The following is a 13446-nucleotide window of genomic DNA, read 5'->3' as shown; positions in this document are numbered from 1 at the left end:
TACTACTAGTAAGGTCTCTTGCGGCTTAACTGCTGCTTTAATTCTGGCAAGTTCTGCCATCATATTTTGGTCTATCTGTAGCCGACCTGCTGTATCTATAATTACTGTATCTATACCATCTGCTTTGGCCTTCTCTACTCCTTTTTGAGCAATTTCTACAGGGTCTATATCTGTACCTAATTCAAATACGGATACATCTATCTGTTTGCCTAGAGTAACTAACTGGTCAATAGCAGCTGGTCTATATATATCAGTAGCTACTAGCAAAGCACTCCGGTTCTGCTTCCGTAAATGTAGGGCCAACTTAGCTGAGGCTGTGGTTTTCCCTGTTCCCTGTAAACCTGCCATCAGGACAATAGTTGGCGGTTGGTCTGCTTTTGCTAAGGGAGTGTTGGTTTCTCCCATTACCTGTGCTAGCTCATCGTGGACTATTTTGATGAACTGTTGGTCTGGTCTTACTCCTGTTAATACATTTGCTCCTTTTGCCTTGGTGCTTACCTCGGCTATAAAGTCTTTCACAACTTGTAAGTTAACATCTGCCTCTAATAGGGCGCGACGTACTTCTCGCAGGGCTTCTTGTATATTTGAGTCTGTGATTTTGTCTTGACCCCTTAGTTTTTTCCAGGCAACTTCTAAGCGGTCAGCAAGGGCATCAAACATAAAGCAATTTCAGCTAGCTAGTAGTAGTTTTTCATTATATATCATTTGACAAGTTTTTGTATTTTTTTCCTGATTTTTTTTAGTGTTTATCTTTGATTTGGTAGTTCCCAGCTTTGTTTTCTCAATTAACTGCTTTTTATCTCGATCTTTCATGTGTTGCTCATCCCAAACTTTAACAATATATAATTTGATTCATGCCTTTCTCTCGTTTCCACAGGGTTAATATCTATCCATAATATTTTCTGCTCAAACACTTAGACAATTTATATTGTAGGGTTTTTGCTGCCAATAAAGTTTTCTCTATATTACATATTATTATATAAATAATTAAGTATTTTAGGAGGTCTTTTCATCCTCAAGTTTGCAGTTAAAATTTTGATCGCATATTTTGAGCAAAAAACAACTCTAAGTTGAGATTTTTTTTGAGCAAGCTAGAAACTCGTTTACCTTTGATCAAATTTATACTGTTAGCAATAATTTTCTAATCTATTTTTTTTCCTACATAAATCGTAACTTTTTTAACTTCAATTCACTCATAAATTGAGCAAAATCCTTGATTATACTGCTAGAGTCAATAGTCTTATAGTCGATGATAGTTAATGAGGGAGTGCTTTCCTTGCCTCTGATTTAAGTTGGAGCTTGAGAGTTTAGCTTATTCACCTCTTCATAAATCTAGATTCTTTGGTACTGTTCATTAATGGATAATGGATAATTACCTCTCCCTAAAACGGATTGGATTGACGCGGAGCGTGAAATTTTTTTCTTCTCAAGGCGATCTTGAAGGTCAGCGAGGAGACCTCGCCGTCCCATCCTAGGTGATGCTCCGCTTTCCGACCGCTTGTTTCTCCTTTAAAAGGCTTTTTACCTTAATTATTCGGTAAACAAGTAGTAATTTTTCTAATATGTCTCCTGATAATGGAAGGGATATACCGATCAATATTATTACTTCTACTAGAATATGGTCTATCTTAACACAAGCAAAACAATTTGTAAATATCGGCATACCAATTTCATAACATTATTTTATACCAATTTTATCAAACATTGCTAAAGTGACAGAACACCAGAGTTAGGAACAGCTTAAATGGGAGCGGAAAAAGAGAATTATTTGACATCTTCCTCGGCTGTCAGGCGCGGAGATTCCTACGGAGCGTGAGCTTCTTGGGTGAGTTGACGTTTCACAGACTGCTGCTACCTTGAGGGTAGTCTTAAACTTGCCTCCAAGTCGGTTTTTTGTCTCGGACTGCCCGCCCGCGACTGATATATTTATTGCTCCATTTTAATCAATGATAACATATTTATTGAAACACCCATCAACTAAAAAGTCGCTTTATAAGGGCGAGGCAAAAGACCCAATTCTTCGGTAAAAAAGGTTGAATTTTTACAATTGCTGCCAAGTCTAAAGTATTGGGCTAAATGCAGGAATCACAGATTTATAATATAAGTAATATCATGTCTGGTTTAATACTTACAAATAAATAATTAGAGAACAGTTTAACTAGGATTTATAGTAAATATTGAGCAAATTAGTAGTATGAGGAGCCCCTTTCCTAATGTGCTGTGTGCAGAATTCATCTGCTCTTTAAATATTAATCTTTCGGGTCTAACGGCAGTACCCAGCACATAATTTATAGGTAGGTAATTCAATAATTAATAATTAATTATTAATTAATTCGCGCCTTGAAGCCTCCCCTTGGATAGGGGAAAAAGCGGTCGGAAAGCGGAGCATTCCGTCAGGATGGGATGGCGAGGTTTCCTCGCCATATCAAATCTCCCAAAAGAGAAAAGTGCTCTTGAATTTCCCAATATTCAATTCCCGAACGGTTAAAACCTTCTTGTAATTATCAAGTTCGCCATTATCAATTATCAATTAATGAACTCTCCTTGAAAGCGGATAGGATTGACTAATCATGAAAATTTTTCCTTCTCAAGGGGAGATTGGATATGGGGTACTTCGGAGCGGTTCTGCATTCAGAGGGAGACCTCCCTATCCTATCCTACGGAATGCTCCGCAATTCAAGTCGGCGATAGCTGAAACGACCGCTCTCTTGGTCGATTGGATATGGCAAGGTTTCCCGCTCTTGCAGAGCCGCTCCGAAGTACGCCATCCCACCTAGGTCATGCTCCGCTTTCCGACCGCTTGTTTCTCCTTTAAAGAGAGGCTTTTTACCTGAATTTTTCGGTAAGAAGGCGCAAAAAGACCTCAGTATGTAACGAAAAGTAAAGTTTCTCAAAAACCTTTTCCCTTCAGGATAGCTGCCCTCTGTACGTCGCCAATAGGTCGTCAATCTGACGGTTTCCCCACCTCTACCTGGCTTTTGATAACGATAATTTTTAACGCCGACCTACTTAGGCCAAATTATTTATATATTTACTACTCAGATATATTTTCTGTTTTGGAAATCAGTGTAATCCATATTCTATATTCACAGAGATTTTCTGAAGCTACTATCAATCACTGTCTCAGGACAATAGTAAACTAGCTAAATAACAAAAGTTACTATTAGAAAATTCAGCATTTTTTCGCTCTAACTTAAACGGTAAATTTAGATCATGTTCCGTTGATTAGTAATAAAAATATAGGAGTCATAAGTGATTTTTAAAACTGCAAAAATATACATAATAAATATGAAGTTATTACCCATATTATCTATTCCCAGTCAAGCTATTCCCTAATTTACATATATTTTATATACACGAACAATAGGGATTGCTATACATAATTAAGAATATATTAGGAGATAATTTCTATGCTGTAGCTCTAGATCAATAATTTCTCTGAGTTTGATTTATCTTTGACTAGCTCACTCTTCTTTATCTATAATTCCTAGTCTCAAAATTTTGTTGTGTAATAGAACTAACAATTTTTGACACCAGAGATTTTTTATGGTAGATTAATTTATCATCACCAATACTATTAAACCTAAAAATATTAATATTACACCACAAAATGAAACTAGAATCACATCAGTTTATTCGCTATTTTGAACCTGAGCAAGCTGCACAAATTTCTCGGATTGCTATTATTAAAAAATTTAGTCCGCAAGAGATTATTTTTGAAGAAGGTGATGATTCAGATTCTTTATTCTTAGTTCTAGAGGGTGAAGTTAAAGTTACTAAAAAGAGCGGTGAAGGTAATAATTATGTTGTGATTACATCGGTTGAATCAAATGGTTATTTTGGGGAATTGGGGATTATAGATCAACAGCCAAGGAGTGGTAGGGTAGTTGCATCTCAGGAAACAATTGTAGCTAAAATTTATTATGACTCTATAATAGATATATTAGCTAATACAAAAGGAGATGTTGTTTTAAAAATATTAAGTATTTTATCTCAAAGACTGCGGAGTGTGACGACTGAATATGTCAATCAATTAGCTTATAAAGAAAAAATGACTTTGATTGGAGAGATGCTCAATACTATTATTCACGATTTTAGAAGCCCTTTTACTGGCATTCAATTATCAAGTTCAATGTTAAAAGAACTTCATCCCGATCCAGAAAGTCAAGAGTGGTGTGATTTAATTTCTATGCAAGTTCAGAGAATGTTAAATATGGCGGAAGAAGTGCTGGCTTTTTCTCAGGGAAATACAACATTACACTCTCAGCCAATTGATATAGCCAACCTCTTACAAAATTTTGCTAAATTAAATCAGGTTTATGTTGACTCTGCTTTTGTAGAATTGATAGTTTCTGTTGAAGAGGGTTTGATCATAAATGCTGATGAAAACAAAATAAACCGCGCCCTACAAAATTTATTAGCTAATGCTTTAGAAGCTATCAATCAATATGAAGGCAAGATAGAAATTAAAGCTAAGAGAAAAGAACGATGGGTTGAAATTATATTTTCGGATAATGGAGCTGGTATTCCTAAAGAAATTCAGAATAATTTATTTGAAGCTTTTGTAAGTTATGGAAAACAGGGTGGTATAGGGTTAGGAACTGCTATTGTTAAAACAATTGTTGATGCTCACGGTGGAGAGATTTTTTTTGAATCAACTCTAGGCAAAGGTACAACTTTTTACCTTCGTTTTCCCCTAGCTACAAGGTAATTAATAATTAATAATTAATAATTAATAATTGATAATTTATACATTAATATTTCTTGCTAAATATTGAATTTTAACTTGCGATTTAAAATAAGGTGACTGACGATTTTGACGATAATTTTACATTTCCATCTGCTGATATTGAAACTAATGCTACAGACACAGAAAATGTTTTATCTATAGCAGCTTTAAGAAAACAAGCTATTCAAAAAATTTGTTCTAATTTGAGGCCAGGGCAACAACAAATGGCTGACTGGCAAGGGGGACCTTTGGCAGTATCGGCAGTTCCTGGGGCAGGAAAATCTTATGGTATGGCAACAGCAGCAGCTTTAGCGATCGCTCGTTATAAATTACATAGTTACTATCAATTAATTGTTGTTACTTTTACTCGTTCGGCAGCTACTAATATTAGAGTTAAAATTCGCCAACAATGTTTAGAGGAATTATCTTTACCTAAAGGCAGTTTTGAAGGCAGTTTTGTTGTTCATACTTTGCATGGTTTGGCTTTAAGTATTGCTCTACGTCATCCTGAATTATCTGAGTTAGATTTAGAAAATTCTAATTTAATTTTGCCTACTCCTAGCAATAAGATAACTCGCAGTTGTGTAGAAAGTTGGATTGCTAATAATCCGAGACATTATCAACTTTTAATTGAAGGAATTCAATTTGATGGAGAGGAAACGGAACGTTTAAGAAGGCAGTCAGTTTTAAGAACTGAAGTATTACCTCAATTAGCTTGGAAAGCTATTCAACAAGCAAAAAGTTCTGGTCTTAAACCTGAAGATTTATGGCAACTTCGAGACAAAGCAAATGATAATTATCAACTTTTGACTATTGCTGCTAATTTATATCAAACATATCAGGAAATTTTGAGGGAACGTCAATTAATTGACTATGATGAAATGATTTTGGCAGCTTTGCGAGTATTGGAAAATGAAAGTGCTAGAAAAATGTGGCAAAATCAGGTATTTGCGGTGTTTGAAGATGAAGCTCAAGATTCTACTCCTTTGCAAACTAAGTTATTGGAAATACTGGCTACATCTAGTGAAAATAATGATAGTAATTTAGATTTTAATTCTCTTGCTCAAGATCAAAGATTATCAAAATTAAATAATCTAAATCTGATGCGTGTGGGAGACCCAAACCAAGCAATTAATTCTACATTTACCCCAGCAGATCCAATAGATTTTCGGCGGTTCTGTGAAGAGTGTGAGCAGTTAGAAAAATTGGCAGTTATGGAACAAGCAGGTCGCAGTTGTCAGATAATTATAGATGCGGCTAATTTTGTTTTGAAGTGGGTAAATAATTCAAACTTAGCAGGAAAAGAAAAACCTTTTCGAGACCAAAATATTCATCCTGTAGAAGTTAAAGAATCAGGAAGTAATAATAATCCTCTAGCTACTGGTAGTGGTTTAGAAATATATGAACCTAGGGATATTTATCAAACACTTGAATTGATGGGTAAACGCATAATTAGTTTGTTTAAAGAAAATCCAGAAGGTAAATTTGCTGTATTAGTACGAGAAAATAAACAAGGTCAATTTATTGCAGATACTTTTACTAATCCTGGAAAGTATGGAGTTGATATTGATTTAGGAAAATATGGTATTAAAATACATGACGTTTCTCAAGGGGCACGTCACTCTCAAATTCCCGCAGAAATATTAGCATTAATACAATTTATTGACCGCCCTCATTCTCCAGATTATTTAAAATCTGCTTTAAAAGTTTTAGGCGATCGCCACTTAATTCCGCAGGAAGATTATAATTCTTTTGCTTCTCAATTAGAGCAGTTTCTTTATCCTGGTCCTCTCGATCCATATCAATCAGAAAAGGTGCGTAAATGTCGTGATTTTTGTCGTAGTTTGCTTAGAGCAAAATCTGAATTACCTTTATATCAGTTAATTTCTTTTTTGGCTTTGGCATTAAATTATGAACAGTCAGATTTGGCAACTGCTGATAAGTTGGCTGAAAGAGTTGCTAAACAAATTGCTGGTAATAGTTCGATGAATGCCATGTTAGAAGTGTTAACTGAAATTGTGAATTCCGAGAGATTTGAATCTGTAGAAGTTGAGGAAAATTCCGAGGAATATTATACTCGTCCTCAGCAACTTACTATTATTACTATGCACAAGTCTAAGGGATTAGATTGGGATTTTGTCTTTCTACCTTTTTTACATGAAAATATAATTCCTGGTAATTTACGAGTATTACCCCAGGCTAATTTTTTGGGAGATTTTGACTTAGCTGAAGTGGCAAGAGCGCAAATTCGTGCGAGTTTACAAGGGGAAGATTTACCCGATATTTCTCAAGCTTGGGAACAGGCAGGATATTTAAAAATGGCTGAAGAATTTCGGTTATTATATGTGGCAATGACTAGGGCAAAAAAGTTGTTGTGGATGTCTGCTGCGAAGTTAGCTCCTTTTACTTGGAATAAACCAGAAAATTTACAAGCACAAAAACCTTGTCCGGTTTTGTCTGCTTTAAAAACTGAGTTTCCGGATCGAGACTTCAGTTGTTAAATTTTAGGGTGCGTTACGGCTAACCTCTAACGCACCATGATTAATTCAAAAATCATGTAAAAAATTGACGATTGAGTACCAGATTAATTTAAAAGTAATATAAAAAAATGTCGAAATCAGTCAGAAAAGGTGTGTAAATGTCGAGATTTTTGTCGTAGTTTGCTCAGAGCAAAATCTGAATTACCTTTATATCAGTTAATTTCTTTTTTGGCTTTGGAATTAAATTATGAACAGTCAGATTTGGCAACTGCTGATAAGTTGGCTGAAAGAGTTGCTAAACAAACTGCTGGTAATAGTTCGATGAATGCCATGTTAGAAGTGTTAAGTGAAATTGTAAATTCTGAGAGATTTGAATCTGTAGAAGCGGAGGAAAATTCAGAGCAAAATTATACTCACGAACGGCAACTTACTATTATTACTATGCACAAAGCTAAGGGGTTAGATTGGGATTTTGTCTTTTTACCTTTTTTGCATGAAAATATAATTCCTGGTAATTTACGAGTATTACCCCAGGCTAATTTTTTGGGAGATTTTGACTTAGCTGAAGTGGCAAGAGCGCAAATTAGGGCAAGTTTACAAGGGGAAGATTTACCAGATATTTCTCAAGCTTGGGAACAGGCAGGATATTTAAAAATGGCTGAAGAATTTCGGTTGTTATATGTGGCAATGACTAGGGCAAAAAAGTTGTTGTGGATGTCTGCTGCGAAGTTAGCTCCTTTTACCTGGAATAAACCAGAAAATTTACAAGCACAAAAACCTTGTCCGGTTTTATCTGCTTTAAAGGATGAGTTTCCAAGTTGTAGGGTGTGTTAGGCGCTAGTCGTAACGCACCATAATTAACTCAAAAATCATCTAAAAAATTCATTATCAAGTACCATGATTAATTTAAAAATCATATAGCGCTACGCGCTAGGGAATAGGGAATAGGGAATAGGGAATAGTAAACGGTTAAAAGGTTTCAGGGTTTAGAAATGTCCTAACCTTAATGCGTAGTGCTATATAAAAAAATGGTGCGTTATGCTTCGCTAATACACCCTACTAGACTACTTAATAATTCAGGTTTACCACAATTTATTAAAATAGTAATATACCTTACCAGTATGGGAATTCCTATAATAAAAATATAATTTCACAACAAAATTAAAATGAACAATTCATTTGATAATTTGGCAAATCAAGATAATAGTCTAAGTGACAATTCTGGTTTACTTAATAACGATGATTTATCTTCAACTCTGGATGAGATAAATCAAGACTTAAACCAGAATTTGACCGATAGTTTCCATGGGCAACAGCAATTCTACTATCAAAATTCAAGTATAGGTTTAGGGGAAAATCCAGACTTGGCTCAAAATGATTTTTCATCCGATAATTTGGCAAATCAAGATAGGGGTATGAGTGATAATTCTGGTTTACTTAACAATAATGATTTTTCCTCAACCCCGGATGGCATAAATCAAGATTTTGGTATAGATTTTTCTGGAATAAATTCTGAATCTCCATTACCAGAAATTTCTAACTTTCAGCAAGAGCAAAATAATTTAAGTTTAAGTTCTCAGACTTTTGAAAGTCAAAATATGAGTCTATCTAGTCATCATTTGGAATTTAATTCATCCACCACTGCTGCATATAATTATAATGACAGTTCTCCATATACAACCATAAATGATTCTGGCAGTATTTATCTACATACAAGCAGGTATCCTTATGGTCATTATGAAGGTTATTTAAAAGGTCGTGAAGTTTATAATTCTAGTCATTATTATCTAGGATATGCAGGTACAGACGGCAAAGTTTATGATAACCATAATCATGCAGTTGGTTGGGTAGATAATAACGGTAATGTTTATAATAATGGAGGTTGTAAAGTTTACCATACTAGCAGAGGAGTGGTTGGTGCTGCTGCCTATTTATTATGTTCCTATTACGGAGGAGCAAATTAATTTTTGGGAAGTAAGAAGGAAGAAGGAAAAAGGAAGAAGGAGGAAGGAAAAAAATAACTTAATTCAACCTCAAATATTTGTGGGAGTTTAGAGATTTTGGAGAATTGTTTGGAGACCAAACCTCCATAATCTAGGTTAGGTTGAGGAATCTTGAGTGGAGGCGATCGCCTAGATAAATCTAACATTAGAAAAGTAATCTCTCAGAAATTAAGATTGCTTCGGGGTTATTTTCAATAATAATCAGAAATCTTCTCCTCTCAATGACAGATAGTGTAGGTTGGGTTGACATCCGGAAACCCAACATTTCTTAAACTTTTTGAACCTACTAAAATTTTCAATAATAATCAGAAACTAAGATTGCTTTGGAGGTACTTTCAATAATAATCAGAAATAATATTCAAATATTCCCCCTCCCAATGACAGATAAGGAAACCCAACATTTATCAAACTTTTAAACCTACTAAAAATTTCAAATTACAGGAGAAACTAAGATTGCTTCGGGGGTACTTTCAATAATCATCAGAAATCTTCTCCTCTCAATGACAGATAGTGTAGGTTGGGTTTCCTTCGTCAACCCAACATTTACCAAACTTTTTGAACCTACTAAAAATTTCAAATTACAGGAGAAACTAAAATTGCTTCGCGGGTAATTTCAATAATAATCAGAAATTATGCGGAAATCTTCCCCTCCCAATGACTGATAATGTAGGTTGAGTTGACGCAGGAAACCGAATATTTATCAAACTTTTTGAGCATACTAAAAATTTCAAATTACAGGAGAGAAAAAATATGGTTTTACCTTTACTTCCCGCAGTTGCTGGCGGAGCTGTAATGGCATGGAATGGAATAGTTAATGCCTTTAATGGTGCCTCCGGTAGAACAATGCAAAAAAATTTAGAAGGGCAACGACTGGTTCATCAAAAAGAATTACAAGAAAAACAAAAAGTGGCTCAACTTGAGATTGAATATATGCGTACTATGTCTCAGATTAAGTTGCAGCAAAATAATCAAGCATTTCAACTAGACTTACAACAAAATAATCAAGAATTTCAGGCAGGAATAGAATATCAACGTCTTGCTCATCAAAAAGAATTACAAGAAAAACAAATCTCTGCACAACTTGACCTGGAAACTTATCGTCAAGAATTTCAAGCCAAAATAGTTGAGTACCAATGCCAAGAAAATCGGAAACTCCAAGAATTTATCAAAGCAGTAGATATGCAAATAGCCAAAAGTAACCAAGAATTTCAAACCTGGCTATTTCAACAACAAAAACAAGTACAAATAGAACTAGCTCAATATAACCGAGAAACTCAATTTTTTATCGCAGTATATCAACGAGAAGCTGCTCTAGAAATTGCAGCTTATCAACGAAAAAGCACCCAAGAAATCAAAGAATTAGACAACTGGCCAATCAAAAATTATCCCTGGCAAATACTTGAATACCATCAAGGTAGAAATCCTATTCCCGTACAAATAATACTCGCACCTCCAGAAATAGACTTTGACCGTTTTGAACATCTCAATAAAATTTCCACCTCCGCATTTCCTAAAGTAGAAAAACGCCTTTCCCAATCCTTAAAAAACTTCCTACAAAAATACTACCCCCTAGAAAACCAACAACGACCTACAGAACTAATAGACCACACTTGGGATAGTAACCGTTTTGCTGGAGGTAGTGCAGTTAAAGCCATATTTAGTCGCTTAAAATCTGAACCAATATTATTAATAGAATCAGAAGTAGATGGAGACTTGATTAATATTCAAGTTGCCTATTGGAGTGGGGGACAAGAAATATCTCCCTTCTACAAAACTATAATTTCTCACCTACATTATCCGAAAATTATCTACGAATTTGCAATTCAACGCGCTTTACATTGGGAAACGAATGTTAAACAGAAACTCTTGGCAAAAGGCAAAACCGAACAAGAGATAAATCAAAAATTTGGTGGAGATAATCCTTTAAACCTGAACATTTATAGAGAAAATCAAGAATTAGCAGCAGATGGAATAGAAATCGAATGTCACTACAAAACTAACAGCGAAGATTTTGGCAAATTATCAGCATTGTTGGGAGCATATCATAATATTATTGTCGCCCTATTTACTGACATCCATTATTTAATTACTACTAACTTATCGCCGAAGTTGCCAGAATTATTGCCGGAGTTAGAAACAGAATTTTCTGTAGATAAACGTCTGGCAGATGACCTATTTCAAATGGTGGTTGAAAGTTATATTGGCAGTCTCAGAGCTATGGAAAAAGACCGCTCGGAATTAGTACCTGAATTTGCTGCGGATATTGCTTTTGGTTTGACTGGTTTATCTAATCCTACTTTTGCAGAAAAAATGTTGGATTTTTCCCTGGAGTCTTGGCTAAATTCCCGTTATATTTCTGTGGAGAATGGTAGAGAAAAATTTGACATGGTGGCTGAAAATTTACTGCCTCTGGATCGGGAGTTTGTTATTAAGGTTAATCGCTGTTTGGTTGGTTTGGCTAAGGATAAAAATTTGAGTGTCATAAATTCTTGTTACCAGCGGGGAATTGAGAAATTTAATCAGGAAAAATATCAGGAGGCAATTATTGATTTTGGCTACGTTATAGATTTGAATCCTCAATTTGCTGATGGTTATTATCGGCGAGGTTTGACTTATATTAAGTTGACAAATTATCGAGAGGCAGTTGAAGATTTGACTCAGGTTATAGGATTAGATGCTAGTCATGCTCGGGCATATTATTATCGGGGTAATGCTTATTATAAATTAGGAGAATATCAGCAGGCACTTGATGATTATGACCGGGCGATAAATTTGGGTTTGAATGAAGCGGTGAAAAGTCGAGATATTGTTCTGGGTGTTTGGGAGGAAGTTAAACGTCAAGAGGAGGAAAAAAATTAGGCGGGAAGAAAGGGAAAGACAAGAAAGAGAGGCAGAAGAAAAAAGGCAGCGGGAGTCGAAAGGGGAAGTCTTTACTTTTGAAGTAGTTACTCTCAACAATTCTGGGAAAATTATTAATCGTACCCAGGGAAGTGCCAGGCAAAAAATTGAAGATTTGGGTAATGGGATTAAATTAGAAATGGCTTATATCCCAGGGGGAAGTTTTCTCATGGGTTCGCCGGAAAATGAAGCGGGAAGAGAAAGTTATGAAAGTCCGCAACATGAAGTTACTCTTCAACCTTTTTATCTGAGCAAATATCCTATTACTCAAAACCAGTACCAAGCGATTATGGGAAATAATCCTTCTAGCTTTAAAGGAGGAAGTCGCCCAGTAGAATGTGTGAGCTGGTATAACGCTGTGGAGTTTTGCATAAAGCTGTCTAAGAAAACTGGTAAAATTTACAGATTGCCCAGTGAGAGTCAGTGGGAATATGCCTGTCGTACTGGTACAACTACTTCTTTCTATTTTGGAGAAACTATAACGCCTGAGTTAGTTAAATACGACGGCAACCATCCTTATGGCAATTATTCCCCTAAAGGAATATATCGAAAAGAAACAACAGATGTGGGAAGTTTTCCTCCCAATGCCTTTGGTTTATACGATATGCACGGGAATGTCTGGGAATGGTGTCTAGATGTTTGGCACAATAATTATAATGGAGCGCCTACCGATGGAAGTGCTTGGGAAACTGGGGGAGATAATAGTAATCGACTGCTCCGTGGCGGTTGCTGGAACGGCATTTCTAGGGTTTGCCGGAGTGCCAGACGGAACTATCACTATGCCGACAAGCACAGCTATGTTAGGGGTTTTCGGATTGTGTCGTCTTCTCCAGTGGTTTCTGTCTTTCGTTCCTAGGATTCTTCCACTTTATTCTTTTCCCCTTTTGTATCTGTCCTAAATCCATCCGTGCATCCGTGGCAAAATCCTTGTCTGCTCTTTTCTTTTACCCTTTACCCTTGGGGGTGGGTTTATCTGATTAAATGTTGAGACTCATTAATTTAACGAGGAACCCGCCCCTACTATTGGAAAATTTTAGTTTAGTGGGTTGGGTTTAGTTCCTCAACCCAACATTGGAAAAGTAATCTATTGTACTTGTCATGGCGAGAAATTTTTGCGGAGCCGAGGGAAGCCATTTCAAAATTACCATTTCAAAATTACAGAGATTGCTTTGGGGGTTTTTTTTAGTAGAGGGTAAGAAATAATGGTGAAATATTCCCCCTTGCTATCGCAAAGCTACGCTAACGCAATGACAGTACAGTTGTCATTGCGAGGGGAGGGAAAAAATTTAGCTTTGGCTTTTCCAAATTAATACCCCGAAGCAATCTCCATCACAGA

6 protein-coding genes and 1 pseudogene are annotated in these 13446 nt (G+C 35.8%); 6 read left to right on the top strand and 1 reads right to left on the bottom strand.

What is annotated here, in order from left to right; all coding sequences use genetic code 11:
* On the bottom strand, positions 1-660 hold a 660-nt coding region (locus F6K22_RS13030), incomplete at its 3' end, for a signal recognition particle receptor subunit alpha (RefSeq protein WP_293098042.1).
* 2950 nt (positions 661-3610) lie between these two features.
* Here F6K22_RS13030 and F6K22_RS13025 point away from each other — a divergent pair.
* The 6 genes and pseudogenes from F6K22_RS13025 to F6K22_RS13000 all read left to right on the top strand — a co-directional run bounded on the left by F6K22_RS13025 (position 3611) and on the right by F6K22_RS13000 (position 12966).
* Complete coding sequence (locus tag F6K22_RS13025; RefSeq protein WP_293098040.1) at positions 3611-4711, top strand: ATP-binding protein; 1101 nt, start codon at positions 3611-3613, stop codon at positions 4709-4711.
* A 92-nt stretch (positions 4712-4803) separates the two neighbouring features.
* Positions 4804-7230, top strand: a complete 2427-nt coding sequence (locus F6K22_RS13020) for an ATP-dependent helicase (protein WP_375340157.1) — start codon at positions 4804-4806, stop codon at positions 7228-7230.
* 117 nt (positions 7231-7347) lie between these two features.
* Positions 7348-8043 (top strand): annotated as a pseudogene (locus F6K22_RS13015) (3'-5' exonuclease); the annotation flags it as partial.
* Positions 8044-8375: 332 nt separating this feature from the next.
* Complete coding sequence (locus tag F6K22_RS13010) at positions 8376-9173, top strand: hypothetical protein (protein ID WP_293098038.1); 798 nt, start codon at positions 8376-8378, stop codon at positions 9171-9173.
* 789 nt (positions 9174-9962) lie between these two features.
* Positions 9963-12071: a tetratricopeptide repeat protein gene (locus tag F6K22_RS13005; protein WP_293098035.1), complete on the top strand. Its 2109-nt coding sequence runs from the start codon at positions 9963-9965 to the stop codon at positions 12069-12071.
* Positions 12028-12966 carry a formylglycine-generating enzyme family protein gene (locus F6K22_RS13000; RefSeq protein ID WP_363273458.1) on the top strand — a complete coding sequence of 313 codons (939 nt, stop codon included), beginning with the start codon at positions 12028-12030 and terminating at the stop codon, positions 12964-12966. Before F6K22_RS13005 ends, F6K22_RS13000 begins: the two co-directional genes overlap by 44 nt.
* The last annotated feature ends 480 nt before the right edge of the window (positions 12967-13446 follow it).

It is taken from the genome of Okeania sp. SIO2F4, from assembly GCF_010672385.1.
Classification (GTDB): Bacteria; Cyanobacteriota; Cyanobacteriia; order Cyanobacteriales; family Microcoleaceae; genus Trichodesmium.
Note: the sequence above shows the minus strand (reverse complement) of the source record. Positions and strands in the feature narration are given on the sequence as shown.

What these genes read in the sequence shown, in the direction of transcription:
- F6K22_RS13025 (WP_293098040.1), top strand. Translation starts at nt 3,611, where the DNA reads ATGAAACTAGAATCACATCAGTTTATTCGCTATTTTGAACCTGAGCAA.
- F6K22_RS13010 (WP_293098038.1), top strand. Translation starts at nt 8,376, where the DNA reads ATGAACAATTCATTTGATAATTTGGCAAATCAAGATAATAGTCTAAGT.
- F6K22_RS13005 (WP_293098035.1), top strand. Translation starts at nt 9,963, where the DNA reads ATGGTTTTACCTTTACTTCCCGCAGTTGCTGGCGGAGCTGTAATGGCA.